At 59.5% G+C, this 18,051-nt stretch carries 17 protein-coding genes; 6 read left to right on the forward strand and 11 right to left on the reverse strand.

What is annotated here, in order from left to right:
* Positions 1-96: 96 nt before the first annotated feature.
* From VWY34_RS13440 to pcaQ, 10 genes are all read right to left on the reverse strand, one after another.
* Positions 97-1,092 carry an NADPH:quinone reductase gene (locus tag VWY34_RS13440; protein ID WP_416544407.1) on the reverse strand — a complete coding sequence of 332 codons (996 nt, stop codon included), beginning with the start codon at positions 1,090-1,092 and terminating at the stop codon, positions 97-99.
* Between the two features lie 142 nt (positions 1,093-1,234).
* Complete coding sequence (locus tag VWY34_RS13445) at positions 1,235-2,899, reverse strand: tetratricopeptide repeat protein (protein ID WP_416544406.1); 1,665 nt, start codon at positions 2,897-2,899, stop codon at positions 1,235-1,237.
* Positions 2,900-3,294: 395 nt separating this feature from the next.
* On the reverse strand, positions 3,295-4,212 hold the full coding sequence (locus tag VWY34_RS13450; protein WP_416544405.1) for an MBL fold metallo-hydrolase: 918 nt from the start codon (positions 4,210-4,212) through the stop codon (positions 3,295-3,297).
* Positions 4,213-4,363: 151 nt separating this feature from the next.
* Positions 4,364-5,524: an ABC transporter substrate-binding protein gene (locus VWY34_RS13455; protein ID WP_416536374.1), complete on the reverse strand. Its 1,161-nt coding sequence runs from the start codon at positions 5,522-5,524 to the stop codon at positions 4,364-4,366.
* A gap of 45 nt (positions 5,525-5,569) precedes the next feature.
* Positions 5,570-7,375 (reverse strand): AMP-dependent synthetase/ligase, encoded by a 1,806-nt coding sequence (locus tag VWY34_RS13460; protein ID WP_416549267.1) that lies wholly within the window; start codon positions 7,373-7,375, stop codon positions 5,570-5,572.
* A gap of 169 nt (positions 7,376-7,544) precedes the next feature.
* A complete protein-coding gene (locus tag VWY34_RS13465; protein WP_340544168.1) occupies positions 7,545-8,318 on the reverse strand; it encodes an ABC transporter ATP-binding protein in 774 nt (257 codons plus the stop codon).
* Entirely contained in the window at positions 8,318-9,085 is a 768-nt protein-coding gene (locus tag VWY34_RS13470) for an ABC transporter ATP-binding protein (RefSeq protein ID WP_340544166.1), read from the reverse strand. The genes VWY34_RS13465 and VWY34_RS13470 overlap by 1 nt, the downstream gene beginning before the upstream one ends.
* A complete protein-coding gene (locus VWY34_RS13475; RefSeq protein WP_260082436.1) occupies positions 9,082-10,167 on the reverse strand; it encodes a branched-chain amino acid ABC transporter permease in 1,086 nt (361 codons plus the stop codon). The genes VWY34_RS13470 and VWY34_RS13475 overlap by 4 nt, the downstream gene beginning before the upstream one ends.
* A gap of 4 nt (positions 10,168-10,171) precedes the next feature.
* Complete coding sequence (locus tag VWY34_RS13480) at positions 10,172-11,047, reverse strand: branched-chain amino acid ABC transporter permease (protein WP_340544161.1); 876 nt, start codon at positions 11,045-11,047, stop codon at positions 10,172-10,174.
* Positions 11,048-11,281: 234 nt separating this feature from the next.
* Complete coding sequence (pcaQ, locus tag VWY34_RS13485; protein ID WP_340544159.1) at positions 11,282-12,199, reverse strand: pca operon transcription factor PcaQ; 918 nt, start codon at positions 12,197-12,199, stop codon at positions 11,282-11,284.
* Positions 12,200-12,285: 86 nt separating this feature from the next.
* Here pcaQ and pcaC point away from each other — a divergent pair, with 86 nt between their 5' ends.
* Genes pcaC through VWY34_RS13505 form a run of 4 tightly spaced genes read left to right on the forward strand, consistent with a single transcriptional unit; the run spans position 12,286 to position 14,916 of the window.
* On the forward strand, positions 12,286-12,711 hold the full coding sequence (gene pcaC, locus VWY34_RS13490; RefSeq protein ID WP_340546271.1) for a 4-carboxymuconolactone decarboxylase: 426 nt from the start codon (positions 12,286-12,288) through the stop codon (positions 12,709-12,711).
* The gene (gene pcaH / locus VWY34_RS13495) at positions 12,698-13,423 is read left to right on the forward strand and encodes a protocatechuate 3,4-dioxygenase subunit beta (RefSeq protein WP_416544404.1); all 726 of its coding nucleotides are present in this window, start codon (positions 12,698-12,700) and stop codon (positions 13,421-13,423) included. Before pcaC ends, pcaH begins: the two co-directional genes overlap by 14 nt.
* Positions 13,423-14,070 carry a protocatechuate 3,4-dioxygenase subunit alpha gene (pcaG, locus tag VWY34_RS13500; RefSeq protein ID WP_416544403.1) on the forward strand — a complete coding sequence of 216 codons (648 nt, stop codon included), beginning with the start codon at positions 13,423-13,425 and terminating at the stop codon, positions 14,068-14,070. The genes pcaH and pcaG overlap by 1 nt, the downstream gene beginning before the upstream one ends.
* Positions 14,071-14,079: 9 nt before the next feature.
* Complete coding sequence (locus VWY34_RS13505) at positions 14,080-14,916, forward strand: 3-keto-5-aminohexanoate cleavage protein (protein WP_416544402.1); 837 nt, start codon at positions 14,080-14,082, stop codon at positions 14,914-14,916.
* A 297-nt stretch (positions 14,917-15,213) separates the two neighbouring features.
* Here VWY34_RS13505 and cueR read toward each other — a convergent pair whose 3' ends face one another.
* Positions 15,214-15,624 carry a Cu(I)-responsive transcriptional regulator gene (gene cueR / locus VWY34_RS13510; protein ID WP_416549028.1) on the reverse strand — a complete coding sequence of 137 codons (411 nt, stop codon included), beginning with the start codon at positions 15,622-15,624 and terminating at the stop codon, positions 15,214-15,216.
* A gap of 469 nt (positions 15,625-16,093) precedes the next feature.
* On the opposite strand from cueR, the gene VWY34_RS13515 reads away from it, so the two are divergent.
* Both VWY34_RS13515 and VWY34_RS13520 read left to right on the forward strand, forming a co-directional pair.
* Positions 16,094-17,209 (forward strand): S-(hydroxymethyl)glutathione dehydrogenase/class III alcohol dehydrogenase, encoded by a 1,116-nt coding sequence (locus VWY34_RS13515; protein ID WP_340544152.1) that lies wholly within the window; start codon positions 16,094-16,096, stop codon positions 17,207-17,209.
* Positions 17,210-17,373: 164 nt separating this feature from the next.
* Positions 17,374-18,039: a GntR family transcriptional regulator gene (locus tag VWY34_RS13520; protein WP_340544151.1), complete on the forward strand. Its 666-nt coding sequence runs from the start codon at positions 17,374-17,376 to the stop codon at positions 18,037-18,039.
* The last annotated feature ends 12 nt before the right edge of the window (positions 18,040-18,051 follow it).

Genomic DNA, 18,051 nt, shown 5'->3' on the forward strand with positions numbered 1-18,051 from the left:
GGTGCAAGAGGGTTTTTGGAAAAAAATGCAGTTTTCATGCTTCCCTTTGGCTGGTCTGTTCTGACCCGGAAACACTCAGCTCTGGTGCTGGGTTTCTCAATCTCTTCCGGTCCTTACAAGGATGGAGCCGGCGCGATGCCCCCGTTCGACGGCGTGATGCGCCTTGGCGGTATCGACCAGATCGAAAACCTCAGCGATGGGCAGATGCAACGCCCCAGCGGCTGCGGCATGTTCGATACGTTTGATCGCTGCACGACGGGCCACGGGCGGCAGCAGATAGACCAGCATCATCTCCAGCGTCACCGATTTGAACATCAACGGGTAGAACGGTAGCTGCGGTGTCATCTGCTGCGCCGACCCATAGGCCGTTATCCGACCATTTGGTGCAATGACCTCGGTGTCGACGGCACAGTTCGCACCAAACTCAACCTCGACGATATGGTCGACGGGGCGACCATCATTTGCCGCCAGGATCTGCTCTGTCAGGTCCCCGTCGGCATAGGCCAGGGTGGCGTCAGCTCCGGCCTGCCGGACACGGTCCGCCGCGTGAGATGCGCAGGTCGCGATCACCCGCGCCCCGCCCCATCTGGCCAGCTGCACGGCCAATAGGCCAACGGTGCCGGCACCGCCCTGAACGAGCACCGTCCGATCGGTGACATCCCCAACCGAGAACACCGCATGAGCAGCCGTTAGCGCCGGGATCCCCAGAGCCGCGCCCTGTTTCAGGTCAAGCCCTTCCGGTAGCGGAACAGCCTGCTCAGCCGGCAGCGTTATGGAGGTGGCGGCGGTCCCGAACGGCCGCTGCCACTGACCGTTCCAGATCCAGACGGCCTCCCCGATACGCGCCGGATCGACACCCTCGCCGACCTCCGCAATCACGCCCGACCCGTCACTATGGGGAATGATCACCGGATAGGGCAGCTCAGTCACTCCAGCGCGGGCGCCGGCCCTCGCCTTCACGTCAGAGGGGTTTACGCCGGAATAGGTCAGTTCCACACGCAGCTCACCTGGCCCCGGTGCGATATCGGGCAGGTCTTCCAGCTGCAGGACGGTTTCTGCCGCTCCAAACGCGCGATAGGTGACTGCCTTCATGATAGGGACCTCTTCGTACTGGCGAGCGCGATGCACACCCTCTGCTGCCCCCGTAGATGAGCGAAGACACGGCAGGCCTGCAAGCCCCCGCGTCTCCACCGCTCTCACCGGGTCGATGGTCCGCCCGATGGATTTTTACCGCTCAGGCAGGCACACCCGCGGACCGCAGCGCCTTGCTCCAATCCTTGCCGAAGGGGGCATTGGATGCCGCGTGATCTTTTTCGTAACGTGTAATGTTGAACCCCGGCTGCACGGTGAGCAGCGATTTCACGACATCCCGCGCCTTGTCCGATTGCCCCAATGCCTGCAGGGCGATGGCTTTGGTCCGTAACGTTGCCGGGAAGGTCGGGTTGGCCTGCAAGGACCGGTCCGCCAGGTTGACTGCACGCTCGTAATTCTGCGCGCCCAGATTGGCCGTCGCCGAATACGAATCGAAGTAATAGCGCTGCGGTCCCAGCGGAGAGAGCCGCCGTGCGGCATCCGTCAGCCTTACCGCATCCTCCGGCTGGTTCTGATAGGCAAGGGTTGTGCCCTTCAGCAGCAATGCCAATGCTTCGTTCGGATTGTCCTTCAGTGCGAGGTCATAGGAATCCTGCGCCAGATCGAACCGGAACATCAGGTGGCTGGCTATCAGCCCCCGTACCGTCAGTGCCAGAGAGAACGTCGGATCCTGGGCGAGCGCCGCTGCCACCAGCTGGTTGGCGAGATGCGCGTCAAGCTGACGATCCGTGGAGAAACCTTTCTGCACGCGCATCACATGCCACATCGCCATCCACGTCAGGGCAACCGGGTGCTGCACTTCACGTTCCAGCAGGACTGCGAGGATTTCCTGCGCCTGGTTGAACTGCGGCATCTGCATGTCCTGCATCAGCGCGATCGCCGCCATCAGCAAGGTATGGCTATCGTGTTTGGACAGCGGCCTGAAGCCAACCAAACGCACCGCTTCACCGACCACGGTCCAGCCGATCTGCGCGGTAACATCTCGCAAAGCCATGCTGCACCCATTGGTCAGCATCGCGAGGGTTTCGGTGAAGTCTCGCGACCAGATGACCCGCTCCCGCTCGGCGTCATGCAGGTCAACCTGCAAACGGTAGGTCTGGCCCGTAACATTGACGGTCCCCGATACAAGATAGCTGGCACCCGCCATCGAATAGACTTCGCTAGGGCGGATCTGATGCGGATCGAACTGCCGCGACGCCAGATATGACGTGACGCAAAAGGCATGGCTGCGCGACAGGTGGCGCACCAACTCCTCCGAGAGCAATGCCCCAAGCGGAGATTTTGCATCCCCCGGCGCGCGGTGCACAAACGGCAGAACGGCGATCGGCGGCAACAGGCTGTCCAATACGGCGCGGCTGTAGTCACGCAGCATGCCCGTGGCGGCCCGATTGCGGGCATCGGCGCGCGTCAGCTCATTGCGCTGCTGTTCCAACCAGACCGCAAATGTCGTTTCATGCGGCAGCTCAAAGCCTTCCATGAAATCGCCCTTGGCAGGGTCTGCATCTACTTCGATTTTCGACAGATCCAGGACCACGCGCTCTCGATTGGCGGACAGAAAGGACGCACATTCGCTTCCAAGATGCCGACGGAGAGTCGAGAGCGCGGTTCGCAAACTGGCCTTCGCCTGCTCTGGCTGGGCCAGACTCCACAGGGTACGCTCCAAAAACGCTCGTGTTCGCACACCGCCTTCTGCAGTAGACAAAAGTGCCAACAGTGCCTGGTGCTTTGAGCCGAGGAGAAGACTGTCTCCGTCGGGCAGAAAAACTCCAAACGCGCCAAAATGGCGAATTCTAAGTTTATTTTCCATATCCCAAACCCATTACCTCTAGCAATACAACCGGAACCTATAAACCCCAACTCCGACCGAATTGATTACCCACTCATTAACCATCTCACAAGAATCAATAAAAGTCATCACAAATAATACAACCTAAAGGATTTCATTATGTTTGGATAACGCACACTTGTGGAGTATTCCCTCCAGCATCCAAACCACTGATCGGCATCCAGCTATTGGCCACGGCTGAATGAGACGACAGCCGCAATATATTGTCTCCTCCAGATGGAGAAACTGTACATCCGGTGTCAGGACAGCCGAGCCGCGCAGGCGGAATAGCCGTCACATCCGACGCCGTTCTCTAACAGTCATTGATCGGGAGACCGGATACGGATGCGAAATAATGCACCCTATGATTGTTTTGATTAATTTTCAGATATAAACCGATACCCGCTGCCGACAGTATCGACACGACCCACGCCACCATTCGGTAGGTGATACCCTACAACCATCAGCTGCTCAGATGACAGCCGCTGCAACAGCTTTTGCCGCACCCTGGCCGCGGCGGCCGGGAGTTGATCGGATGCGATTTCCCAGCCCGGCTCGGAGAAGCTGACATGTGCATTGGTGATCGCATCACCCAGCACCATCACGTTATCCGTGCCACCTGAAATTTCAAACGACATATGGCCGGGTGAATGGCCAAAGGTCGCGTGTGCAGCAACACCCGGCAGGATCTCGGCGTCATCATCGAACAGGGTGATACCATCGGCAAGGATCTCCAGACGTCGGCGTGCGCCAACCGCCATGGTCTCACGCGCCGCGCCGATTGACCCCACGGTTGCAGGATCAAACCAGTAGTCCCATTCCTTGCGCCCCATCATATGTTGAGCGTTGCTAAAGAGCGGTTCGTCGAAATCATCCAGAACACCCCAGAGATGGTCAGGATGGCAATGCGTGAACACCACATGCGTGACATCCTCCGGGCTGATCCCCACGGCAGCTAGCGCATCGGGCAGCTGTCCAGTCCCATCCTGAAAGGCGGGCCCCGCACCGGTATCAAACAGAATGATGTGATCCTTGTCGCGCAACAGCGTGACATTCACCTCCGGTGTGAGCGGCTCATCAGGAGACATCCCATGCTCCGCAAGGACACGCGCAAGCGCAGATGGCTCCAGATCCCCATACAGAAAAGAGGGTGGCAACTGCATTCGGCCATCTGAGAGGCTGAGCAGCTCCGCTGCGCCGAGCGACACTCTGGTTTCCGCCCAAACACGCCCGAAGGGCACCAGCGCGAGCCCGGCCCCCAACCCCTGCACAAAATGCCGTCTTGTTACTGCCATGGTTCGACTCCCTCTTCCGCAAGAGTAATAATATTCAAATATGTGCATAAAATGAAGCCCAATACGCCGGATAGAGGGCCTGATCCAAGAATAGCAAAAACCGACAGATAGAAACCTGTCGGCTTTTCCTTTTTGTTTTCGAGGCGGCCGCCTATTTCCGGCTCAGCTCTTTCCAGACGCCATTCTCTACCACCGAGATGACAATGACATCGGCGCCCCTATGGTCATCCGGCCCATAGGTGATCTGGGTATCGGTCAAGGCATCAAAGAAATCGAGGCTTTCCATCCCCTTGATAAAGCTTTCATGAGTCAGATCGGGGCCTGCGGCCTCCAGCGCATTCACCACGGTATTGGCCGCACTATACCCGAGCATGGCAAAGCCACCGGCGGGCTGGCCGAACTTTGCTTCGTAATCCGCCATAAACTTCGCCGGAACGTCGTCCTCAGCCCGCGCGATCAGGTCAGCCCAGCCAGCCGCAGCATAGAGACCCTCCGTTACGCCGCCGGGCACCGCCGCCACCACCTCAAGAAAACCGGCGGAGGTGTTGAGGAATTTCGCCTCAGTCCAGCCCAGCTTCTTGGCGGTGCCAACCACGGTAATCCCCTGCCGCACGCCAAGAGCCATGGTGATGATATCGCATCCTTCGGACTTCAGTTTCGTCAACGAACCGACGAAGTCCAGCTCATCCGGCTTATGGGTCGTCTCGGCAGCGAAACTCAGCCCTAGTTCGGCAGCAACATCCTGGCTGCCCTCCTTGATCTCCTTGCCGAAATCCGACGGGATATACATCGAGCAGACTTCTTTCGCATCGAATTCTTCCGCCAGATAGGTCACACCGGCGCGGACCTGATCGTAATAGCTGGAAAACCCGATGAACTTATTGTCGATCGGCTCCTGCAACATCTGACGCGCAGCTGTCAGCGGGCTGATATTGGGAATGCCTTTCGGATCCAGCAATTTGAACCCTGCGATATTCATGGGCGTTCCCAACGACAGGAGCATTGCAAAGACCTGATCGCGATTCAGAAGCTTATTGTAGCCCTGCATGGCCCGCGGAATCTGATAGCCATTGTCTTCGACCACGAAACGAATTTGGCGGCCGTGAATGCCGCCATTGGCATTGGCCTCGTCAAACCGCAAATTGGCGCCATTTACGGCCGGCACACCAACAGCGGCAAATATTCCACTCAGGTCATTGACCGAGCCGAGTACAATTTCACTGTCGCTCACTCCTTGGGTCTGCGCCATCGCCTGAGGCGCAAGCCCCGCCGCCAGTGCGGCCCCGATAAAGCCCGCTGTCCATCTCTTCATCTGCGCTTACTCCCTTGTGTCCCCCGGCGCGGATGCGCCTGTTTGTCAGTACATCTGGTCGATCAGGTTCTTGTGCTTTTTCTCGACCAGCCCACGTTTCAACTTCATGGTCGCGGTCAGCTCGTCATCCTCGGCCGTGAGCAGAACGTTGATCAGACGGAAATCCTTGATCTGCTCGACACGCGCGAAATCACGGTTGACCGCATCGACCTCACCCCGGATCAGATCAACCACCGGTTCCGCAGCACAGAGCGAGGCAAAATCACTAAACGGGATTTTCCGATCCTGGGCAAATTTCTCGACGTTTTCCTGATCAATCATGATCAGGCAGGTCAGGAATTTGCGCCGGTCACCGATCACCACTGCGTCGGAAATATAGTGGCTGAACTTTAACCGGCTTTCGATTTCAGCCGGTGTGATATTCTTGCCGCCAGCGGTGATAATGATGTCCTTGATCCGCCCGGTGATGGTCAGGAACCCATCTTCGTCCAGCCGCCCGACATCGCCAGTGCGCAGCCAGCCGTCCTCGGTATAGGTCTCAGCCGTTTTTTCAGGCTTGCGCCAATATCCCTGGAAATTGTTGAGCCCCCAGAGCTGAATTTCCCCATCCGCCGCGATACGAATATCAACGCCCGGCACGGCCTGGCCAACAGTGCCCGGCCGATGCGACAACACCCGGTTTGCCGCGGTAAGTCCTGCGTTTTCGGTCATCCCGTAGCCCTCGATCAGCGGCACGCCAATCGACCAATACCAACGCAGCAGTTCAGGCGAAATCGGTGCCGCCCCGGTGCCGCCCCGGCGCAGCCGGTCCAGCCCGAGCATTCGGCGCAGATTACGCAGAACCAGCATATCCCAGATCCGATAGCGCAGGGCGATACCCGCAGGGACGGGTTTTGCGGCCAGCACATACTCGGCCCGCGCAGCCCCCGCAGCGACCGCCCGACCAAAGGCCCAGCGCCCCAGCCAGGTCGCCTCCTGCGCCAGGACCAGAACGCGGGAATAGACTTTTTCCCAGACACGCGGCACCGCAAAGAAGGTGGCCGGCGACACTTCCTGCATATTGTCGAAAACGGTTTCCGGGCTTTCGGCGAAATTGACCGTACTGCCGGCCGCCATTGGCAGGTAGACGGAGACGTTGCGCTCAAGGATATGGCAGAGCGGCAGGAAACAGAGCTGCTCATCCGTGGCGTAGCATTCCAGTGCACGCGCGCCTGACTCCATCGTCGCGAGGATGTTCTCGTGACTCAACATGGCGCCCTTGGGCAGGCCAGTGGTGCCCGACGTATAGATCAGCAGCGCGGTTTCATCTGGCCGCGACCGGGCCACCGCGTCCTCGAAAGCGGTTGGATTTGCCATCTTGAAGGCCGCGCCCTGATCATAAAGCTGATCGAGAAACAGGCATCTGTCATGCTCCAGATCATGCAGCCCGTCGCGCTCCAGAATGATAACCCAGCGCAGATGCGGGACCTCGGCTTCGATCTCCAGGAACTTGTCCAGCTGCTCGTCGTTTTCCACCACCAGAAACCGGCTGCCGCTGTCATTGATCAAATAGGCCAGCTGCTGGGCGGAATCTGTCGTATAGACGCCAGACGCAATGGCCCCGGCGCCCTGGATGCCCATATCGAGATAGAGCCATTCCTTGCGGTCTTCGCTCAGGATCGAAACAACTTCACCTCGCTCAAGCCCCAGCGCCATCAGGCCCAGGCCGATCTTTTCCGCATGGTCCCAGTAGTCCTGCCAGGAATAGGCCTTCCAGATGCCCATATCCTTTTCGCGATGAGCCGTCCGTTTGCCCAGTTGATGACAGCGCAGCGAAAACAATTTTGCCACGGTATCGCAGCCATCGACCATGACGGGCCGCTGCCCCGGCGTGGCATTGTAGCTGGCGCCGTTCAGTTCAACCTGAGGAAGCGGGGCCGCATCGCCGCCCGCCTGTGTTGTTATGTCTGCCGCCGACGCTGTCTGTGTCACCGCTGTCCTCGCATCCATTCAGGTCCCTAGTTGATCTCAGTCGCGCCGATCAGCGCCATGTCTTCTTGCGCTTCCAGCGTTTCTCGCTGCGCTGCCCGGCCTCCTGATGGCCGAGGTAAAACGCTTTGATATCCTCGCTGTCCATCAGCCGGTCGGCGCTGCCATCCATGACGATACGCCCGATTTCCATGACATAGCCGACATGCGCCAACTCCAGCGCAATCCGCGCGTTCTGTTCCACCAGCATCATGGTCACCCCCTCATCGCGGTTCAGCCGCTTCAGGATGCCAAAGATTTCCTGTACCAGCAGTGGCGACAGGCCAAGGCTTGGTTCATCCAGAAGCATGATGCGCGGACGGAGCATCAACCCACGCCCGATCGCCAGCATCTGCTGCTGACCGCCTGACAATGTGCCAGCCTCCTGATGGCGCCGCTCAGCCAGGATGGGGAAATAGTCAAACACCATCTGACGGTCGCGCTCGATCTCAGCCTGATCACGGCGGGTATAGGCCCCGAGGGTCAGGTTTTCGTCAACGCTGAGCAACGGAAAGACCTCGCGCCCCTCGGGCACATGTACGATGCCCCGGCGGACGATCCGATGCGGTTCCTCACCTTGGATTTCTTCGCCGTCGAAGCTGACCGTGCCCTTCTCAGGATCCATGATACCCGAAATCGTCTTCAGCAGGGTAGATTTTCCAGCGCCATTGGCGCCCAGAACCGTGACGATCTGCCCGGCCTGAACCGATAGCGAAACACCGCGAATGGCCATGATCGGCCCGTAGAAACTCTCAAGATTGCGAATGTCCAGCAAGGCCGCGCCCATCACACCGCCCCCGCGCCCAGATAGGCTTCGATAACAGCCGGGTCGGCCTGCACTTCAGCCGGGGTGCCTTCGGCCAGTTTCGCGCCATCGGCGAGGGCCAGAACCCGGTCCGACACGCTGGACACCAGACCCATGTCGTGTTCCACCATCAGGACAGTGATCCCCATCTGTTTGCGGATATCGTCGATCCACCAGCGCATATCCTGGGTTTCCTCCACCGACAGGCCGGAGGCGGGTTCATCCAACAACAAAAGCCGCGGCCCCGAGGCCAATGCACGGCCAAGCTCAACAACCTTGCGGATGCCATAGGGCAACCCGGCAATCATCTTGTTGCGGTAGGCTTGCAGATCCAGGAAATCGATGACCTCCTCAACAGCAGCCCGGTGCAACCGTTCCTCGCGCCGGACACGTGGCGCAAAAAACAGCTCTTCGATCAGGGTAGTGCGCCGATGACGATGCCGACCGACCAGCAGGTTCTGCAGCACCGTCGCATGATCGAACAACTCGATATTCTGAAACGTCCGCGCAATGCCCAGATCCGCCACCGCATCCGCGTTGCACTGCAACAGGTCACGCCCATCAAAGCGGAACTGGCCGGAATGTGGTTGGTAGAACCTGGAAATCAGGTTGAATACGGTGGACTTCCCCGCCCCATTTGGCCCGACGATGGCATAGACCTCACCTTCCTCAACCGAGAAGCTGAGATCATTCACCGCCACAACGCCACCGAATTTCAACGTGGCATGTTCAATCTCCAACAGGCTCATCTGAGGCGCTCCGTCTTGAGATAGGATTTCTGACGCCGGAACATATCCTTGCGTGCGAAGGGGAACAGCTCGAACCAGATGCGAATCTTCAGCCAGCGTCCATAGAGGCCCATCGGCTCAAACAGAATGAACAGGATCAGGATCATGCCAAAGACGCCGGTTTCCAGACCCGGAATGGCAACCCCGCTGCCGAGCACGCTGTCTTTCAGGATCGACAGCCCCTGCGGCAGAAAGGCGACCACCACCGCGCCAAAAAACGCGCCATGTATTGATCCCAGCCCGCCAATCACGATCATCATCAGCAGCGTAATCGAGATCACCAGAGAGAAGGTCTCATTGTTAAAGGCACCGGCGTAATAGCCCATCAGCGCCCCGGCCCAACCGGTGATCATGCAGCTTAGCCCAAAGGCGGTTGCCTTGGTCCGGGCGATATGTACGCCCATCGCGGTGGCGCTGACTTCACTGTCGCGCACCGCTGCAAAGGCCCGGCCAAGCGGTGACCGTAATAGATTGCGGTAAAACAGCGTTGAAATCACCGTGACACCAAGAACCAGATAGTAAAAGCGCACCGGCATGGTCCAGCGTTCAATCTCGATCCCAAATAAACGGATCACGTCAGGAAATTTGCCCGACACACCACCGGTCCAGGGTTCAAGCAGAACGATGATGTCATCGGCCAGTATCGACAGGGCAATGGTAGCAATCGCCAGATAGATCCCGTGCAATCGCAGGGCCGGAATGGCGATGATGGCCCCAACAACCCCGGTCAGGACCCCTGCCAGCGGGAACGCCAGAACAAAGGGCACCCCCTGTTCAATCAGGATGGTATTGGCATAGCAGCCAATCGCCAGAAACGCAGCATGGCCAAGGCTGGCCTGTCCCGTCTGGCCGGTCAGCAGCATCAGCCCCAGCCCGGCAATCGCCCAGATCAGAACATTGGTGACCTCGCCGATGTAGAATTCGTTGATCAGCAGTGGCAAAGCCAGCGCCAGCACAATCAACGCACCATAAACCAGCAGGCTATGACGGTCAGGAAACAGGCGGATGTCGTGGTCGTAGCTGGTTTTGAACTGAATCCGCATCGCCTTATACCTTCTTTGTGCGCACTTGGCTGAACAGACCATGCGGACGGAAGACCAGCACCGCCAGCAACAGCACGTAAGGGGCAATCTGCGAATAGCCAGCCGCCAGGTAACGCGCGGCAAAAGGTTCGATAACGCCGACGATCAACCCGCCCGCCAACGCACCCGGAAGCGAGCCGAAGCCACCGATCACCGCCGCAGCAAAGGCCTTGATGCCCAGCAGCCCGGCATTTGGATCAATCGCGCCCTTCGACGCAAAGAGGATGCCCGCAACAGCCGCCGTCGCTCCCGAGAGCCCCCAGATGAGCCCCTGCACCCGCCTGACCGGAATGCCCATGAAATAGGCCGCCATCTGGTTTTGGCTGGCCGCCTGCATGGCCAGACCCAGCTTGGTGCGCTGAAAGAACTGGTAGAGCGACCAGGTCAACAGCACCGTGACAACAATCACCGCTATATCGGCCAGCCCCAGAACGACGCCGGCAAGCTGTACATCTCCCAGCGCCAGCGGACTCTCAAGCGTCTGTGGCTCATGGCCCCAGATCGCACCGGCAAAGAAGCGGATGACAAAGCCCAGCGCGATCGTCAGGATGACAACCGCCGTCTGGTTCTGCCCAAAGAGATGACGCAGGATCAGCAGGTCAAGCAGATACCCAAGCCCGGCCATGATTGCGATCGACAGCGGTGCCGCGACCCAGAAGGGTAAGTCCAGATATTCAGCATTGGTCAGTCCCAGCGTAACGAAGGCGCCAAGCATCATGAAATCGCCCTGAGCGAAATTGACCGCCTCGGTCGCCTTGTAGATCAACACGAAGCCAAGCGCGATCAGACCGTAAACACAGCCGTTCGCGAGCCCGCTGACCAGCAGCTGCACTCCGTCCAAATCGTCCTCCCCCACCCGTTCAAGGCGGCTTTTCTTTTTGCGCAGGTCCTATGCGTTTCAGACCTCCTCAAGCCAAAACGCCGCTGCGATTAAACCCAGAGTAGAGAGGTTGAAATTCACCTGTCAATCCGCGCGACACTGCGTCAGCTCCAGAAAAACAGGCTACCGCATTCGAAAAATGCCTCTACCATTCGCGGCGCAATCTTGGGCCGAACCGGTGCGCGAGGTGACCAGTCAGCCGCAGACGCTCTTTAGCGCAGCGCAGAATCTCGCGGCCGCTGCCGACAAGCGGTGCTCACTCCGCAGGCAGAGCCCGACCGGCCCAAGAGTGCTGTCAGTGTCCAGCGGCAGCTCTACCAGGGCGCCGCTGGCGAGGTCAGATTTCACCACCCCATGGCTGATGATCCAGACCGCCTGATGTGCCAATGTGAACTGGCGCCCAAACGTCGACGAGACTGTTTCAATGGCGGCGTCAGGCATCGAAATGCCCTGTTCCAGGAACATGCGTTCAACCGAAGGGCGAATAATTGACTTCGGCGGCGGCATCAAAACCGGAAACGCGCCGAACAGCGCATAGGGGAGATCCTGCGGTGCCAGCTCCGTCAGCGGATGGCCCGGTGCGACGACCACGGTTACCCGCTCACGGAACAGCGGATCGAAATCCAGGCCCACCATATTTTCGGGTGCCGGTAGTCGCCCTACGACCACATCCAGCTCTCCGCGCCGCAACAGATCCAGCAGATGGTGATTGTCTCCCGACATGACGGAAAACCGGTTGCGCGCGCCCTGCGTCCAGATATTGGCCAGTGCCTCCGGGACAACGGTTGCCGAGACCGTCGGCAAAGCCCCAATCGCGACCTTGGATCCTGCGGCCTCGTCCATCCCACGTAGCAATTCGACACCGTCGCGTGTCAGGGCCAGACTGCGCCCCGCATAGTCCCTGAACATCTCACCATAGCTGGAGAGTCGAATGCCGCGACCGTGTTTCTCGACCAGAGGTTTATCGCAGACCGCTTCCAATTCGCGCAGCGCCCGCGTCACTGCCGGCTGGGTCATGCCCAGGCGCTCCGCCGCTTGGGTCACGCTCATCTTTCTGGCAACCTCGACAAAGACCTCCAGATGGCGGAGCTTCAGCTGAGATGAAAGGCGCATATCATTTTCGACATAAAAATATCCACACAAGGGGATTATACAGACCATTTACGATATGAGATAAGGGATAATCCATGGAGGAGCATATGCACAAGCCGCAGTATGACGCAGGGATGAAGGTTCGTCGCGAGGTATTGGGCGAAGCCCATGTGGCCCGCGCAGATGCTGCGACAACAGCGCTGGATGCGCCTTTCCAGTCCCTGATTACCGAAGCAGCCTGGGGGACAGTCTGGGCCTCTGAGCAGATCAGCCGACGCGAACGCTCGATGCTGACGCTGGCCCTTCTTGCGGCGCTCGGCAATTTCGATGAGATCCCGATGCACATACGCGCAACCGCAAATACCGGTGCAACGCCCGAAGATATTGCTGAAGTTTTCCAACATGTTGCCATCTACGCGGGGGTGCCGCGCGCCAATCATGCGCTGAAGCTCGCCAAGAGAACCTATGCCGAAATGGCCGCCGAAGAACGAGGCGACGCCCCCCCCGCAGGAGACAGCTGTGACGCCCCCTGATTATTTTACCCGCGACCGCCGCTGGCACCCTCCTGCCTTCACGCCGGACTACAAAACCTCGGTCAGCCGATCCCCCCGATTGCCGCTGCTCAGCCTCGAAAACACTGCCAGCGAAATCACCGGCCCGACGTTTGCGCCCAGCGATATCGCGCCCGGAGACAATGACCTTCTGACCAATTTCGCCCACGATGGCGGCAGTCCGATCGGCGAGCGCATATTGCTGCATGGGCGTGTTCTGGACGAAAACGCACGTCCCGTTCCCAATACACTGGTCGAGATCTGGCAAGCCAATGCCTCGGGCCGCTACCGCCATAAAAAGGACGGCTATCTGGGTGCATTGGACCCCAATTTTGGCGGCTGCGGTCGTGTTCTGACCGATGATCAGGGCGCCTATGCCTTTCGCACAGTGAAACCGGGGGCCTACCCCTGGCGCAATGGCATAAACGACTGGCGGCCTCCACATATACACGTTTCGGTGTTTGGCCGCGCCTTTGCGCAGCGGCTGATCACCCAGCTCTACTTCGAGGGCGATCCGCTGATTGCCCGCTGCCCTATCGTTAGCACCATCCCCGATCCCGCCGCCGTTCAGCAACTGATTGCGCGGCTCGACATGAACGAGACGCTGCCGTTCGACATGATTGCCTACCGCTTTGATATCGTGCTGCGCGGGCGTCGCTCTACCCTGTTTGAAAACCGGCCGGAGGGGAACTGATGGTGCCGCCACTGAAGGAAACCCCGTCTCAGACCGCAGGCCCCTATGTGCATATCGGCCTAGCGCCCGGTGCCGCCGGGTTTGAAATCTATGCGGCCGAGCTGGGTCAGGATATCGCCGGGCCTAATGCCAGGGGCCAGCGCATTCGGGTTCAAGGCCGGGTCTTCGATGGCACCGGCGCAGCTCTGAAGGACGTTTTAATCGAGGTCTGGCAGGCCAATGCCGACGGGCGCTATCCGCATCCGGAGACTCCAACATCCGATGATGCGCGCGGGCAGGTCGAACCCGGTTTTCGTGGCTGGGGCCGGGCGATTTCTGATTTCGACACCGGGGACTGGCAGTTCGAGACCGTGAAACCGGGAAGTGTCTGCGGGCGTGACGGGAAGACCATGGCACCACATATCAACCTCTGGATCGTGGCGCGTGGCATCAACATCGGGCTGAATACCCGGCTCTACTTCGACGATGAGCCGGAGGCCAACGCCAGCGATCCCATCATGGCGCTGATCGAGCAGACCGAGCGGCAAAAAACCCTGATCGCCCGCCGCCAGGATCACGGCAGGGCGGACGATGCGCAGGCACCCGTGACCTATCGCTTTGACATTCACCTGCAAGGGCCGGACGAAACCGTGTTCTTCGATATCTGAGGGCTGATCATGACCAATCCCTGTATCATCTGCGTCGCGATAACCGGCTCTGTGCCGCGCAAGGCCCATAACCCGGCCGTGCCGATCACTGTTTCCGAACAGGTAGAGAGCACACAGGAAGCCTATGAAGCCGGTGCCAGCATCGCCCATTGCCACGTCCGCCAGGACGACGAAACACCAACCTCCGATCCCGACAGGTTTGCTGAACTGATGGATGGAATCCGGCGGCACTGTCCCGACATGATTATCCAACTCTCTACCGGCGGCCGCTCCGGCGCTGGTCGCGAACGCGGCGGAATGCTGTCTCTACAGCCTGATATGGCTTCGCTCTCGGTGGGCTCCAATAATTTTCCAACCCGCGTCTACGAGAACCCGCCGGATCTGGTCGATTGGCTGGCTGCGCAGATGCAGGCCTACGACGTGAAACCGGAAATTGAGGCCTTTGACCTCTCCCATATTCATCAGGCGGTGGCGATGTCGCGTGACGGCCGGTTGAAGGCCCCACTCTACGTCCAGTTTGTACTGGGCGTGAAGAATGCAATGCCGGTGGATCGTGATGTGTTTGACTACTACGTCGAGACCATGCAGCGCCTTGCCCCGGATGCGCAGTGGTGCGCGGCCGGGATCGGAGCCGGACAGATCGAGGTCAACGAATGGGCCATCGCGGCAGGCGGGCACACCCGTACCGGGCTGGAAGATAATCTGCGACTGGACCGGCATACGCTTGCCCCCTCCAATGCCGCACTGGTGCGCCGGACGGCGGATCTGTGCGAACGCTACGGGCGACCCGTTGCTACCGCTCATCAGGCCCGCAGCATTCTGGGCCTGCGCGCAGCCAACGGCTGAAACGGGGCGACCGGCTATCACCTATCAGCGCAGCAATAGGCCGACCCAAGACACCTCTTTCGGCTGTTTCATGCCCAACCCAAGGGACGCGGCGTCAGCCAGCCTGCCCCCCCTTGCCTGCGCGCATATCGCACCCTATCTCGAGGATGCGCGCGACGCATTCGCAGCAAGAGCCGCTCCTCCCTCGGCTGCTGTAGCCTGATTGCCTAACCCTCCCGAGTTGCACAGGGCTTGGAATGCGCCGCGCGTTACCATCCCTCGCATCCCATTGGCCATGAGATATAGCGCCAAGCCTCCTCAATCCGCGACGTCTTGCTGCTCCGGGATCTGCGACAGATCACGCAATATCGGGCAGTCCGGGCGATTATCGCCGGAACAGCAGGTGACCAGTTCCGACAATGTGTCCCGCATCGCTTCCAGATCCGCGATCTTGAGGTTGATCTTGTCCAGATGTTCTTGCGCCAGTTGTTTGACATCTGCGCTGGCACGGCTCTCATCTTCGTAAAGCGCAAGAAGCGTGCGGCAGTCCTCGATCGTAAACCCAAGCGCGCGGGCACGACCCAGAAACGCCAGCTTGTGAAGGTCGGTCTCCGCAAAACAGCGATACCCGTTTTCGCTGCGCCGCGGTTTGATCAGCCCAATGCCCTCATAGTATCGAATGGTCTTGGCCGGTAGGCCGGAGCGGTTCGCCACATCGCCTATATTCATGGTCGCACCTCTGCCAATTGCTGCGCGCCTCGCGCGTTTGGGAACTTTCCTAAGGGATCTATTTCGGAACTCATCCGACGCAAGCCCAGGCTGTTGCCGAGGCCGGTCACCTTAACGTTCAGTTTTCTGACACGCGCCTGTTCCATGGCTCGCCCCTTTCGACATCTGATCATCCCCTTTTGCGGCAGATATGAGGCTTCCAGTCAGGGGAAGGTCAAGGGCAGATAGCGCAGGTTTCTCGAACAGATGATGTGGCCATACTTACGCCCACCGGACCGGCAGGTGACGGGAACGAAGAGGCCCTCGTCGTATTCTTCTGAGGCGCAGCCAGCCGAAGCCGCTAGTGTGGTAGCGCAAGAAATACACATCCCGCGACGGCCGATGGTTTACGCCCCCCCAATAGGTCTGCCAATATGCCGCTCAGCGCAATTGGCGCCTGCCGTCACTGACAGAACAAAGGAATTTCGCAATGATACGCACTCGCGCCGCTGTGGCCGTTGCCCCGGGCAAACCGCTTGAGATCATGGAAGTGAACCTCGAAGGTCCGAAAAAGGGCGAGGTGCTGGTCGAAATCAAGGCAACCGGCCTCTGCCACACGGATGAATTCACCCGCTCCGGGGATGACCCGGAAGGGATCTTCCCGGCCATCCTGGGCCACGAGGGCGCAGGCGTCGTGATCGAAGTTGGCGAAGGCGTCACCAGCCTTGAAGTGGGCGATCACGTCATTCCGCTTTACACCCCCGAGTGCCGCGAATGCGAGTATTGCCTCAACCCAAAGACAAATCTGTGTCAGGCGATCCGCTCTACCCAAGGTCAGGGCCTGCTGCCGGACGGATCCACCCGTTTCTCGATGCTGGATGGGACACCGATCCACCATTACATGGGCTGTTCGACCTTTGCCAATCACACAGTGGTGCCTGAGATCGCCCTGGCCAAGATCCGCAAGGACGCCCCCTTTGACAAGGTCTGCTACATCGGATGCGGCGTCACCACCGGCATCGGCGCGGTGATCAACACCGCCAAGGTCGAGATCGGGTCGCGCGCGATTGTCTTCGGCCTTGGCGGCATTGGACTCAACGTGATCCAGGGTCTGCGACTGGCAGGTGCGGATCAGATCGTCGGCGTCGACCTCAACCCCGGCAAGGTTGAGATGGCCAAGAAATTCGGCATGACCGACTTCGTAAACCCCTCAGAGGTAGAGGGCGATCTGGTGGCGCATCTGGTTGAGCTGACCAAGGGTGGCGCCGATTACACATTCGACGCGACGGGCAATGTGCAGGTCATGCGGACCGCGCTTGAAGCGGCGCATAAAGGCTGGGGTGAGAGCATCATCATCGGCGTGGCTCCGGCAGGCGCCGAGATTTCGACACGTCCGTTCCAGCTGGTCACAGGCCGCAGCTGGCGTGGCACCGCCTTTGGCGGCGCCGCCGGACGTACCGACGTGCCCAAGATCGTGGACTGGTATATGGACGGCAAGATCGAGATCGACCCGATGATCACACACAAACTGTCGCTGGACGAGATCAACCATGGGTTCGAACTGATGCACGAAGGAAAGTCCATCCGCGCCGTGGTCGAATTCTGATCCACCCGCATACCCGAGATCATGACGCAGGCCGCAGGGCCTGCGTTTTTTTTGCACTTCATCTGCCTGCATTCGGCGAACGTCCTGCCAGCAAGGGGTGGCGAGCCGCGTCAACCAAAGGCATAATTGCCCGGCACCTGCCCCGCTTTGGTTGAGGACCTTGCTTGAAACTACAAGCCGTTGACATCTCCCGGACCGAATCCGCCGCGACGATCATCTTTCGCACCCTGCGCAAGGCGATCATCACCGGTGAGCTGTCGGATGGAACCCCCCTGCGGCAGGATGAAATCGCCAAGGCCTTTCACACCTCGCGCTTTCCCGTTCGCGAGGCGATTGCCCGCTTGGAACAGCAGGGGCTGGTCACCTCCCAGCGCTACAAGGGTGCCGTGGTCGCAACCCTGTCGATGCAGGACGCCTCAGAAATCTTTGACCTGCGCGCCAAGCTTGAAGCGGATATCATCCGCGCCGCCGTCCCGAACATGACCATGGACATCCTCGCACAGGCGCGCGCGCATCTGGATGCCTTTGCCGCCTGCGATGCGCCAATGCAATGGGGGCCGCTGAACCGAAAATTTCACGGCACGCTCTATAGCGTCAGCGGCTTGCCCTATCACGTCGAGATCGTCGAAACCTCGATGGACCGGATTGATCGCTACCTTCGCGCGCAGCTTATCATGAGCGACGGCATGGCCCGCAGCAGCAGGGAGCATCGCGCGATACTGGCAGCTTGCGAAACAGGTGATGCCGATCTCGCGGCCCAGCTGACAGCAGAGCATATTCTGGCTGCCAAAACCTCGCTTGAGGATCAGCTACGCGCGCAGATCCCCTAACGCCGCACTGCC

Origin of the sequence: Phaeobacter sp. JH20_02, from assembly GCF_048056915.1 — a bacterium.
In the GTDB taxonomy this organism is placed as follows: Bacteria; Pseudomonadota; Alphaproteobacteria; order Rhodobacterales; family Rhodobacteraceae; genus Phaeobacter; species Phaeobacter bryozoorum.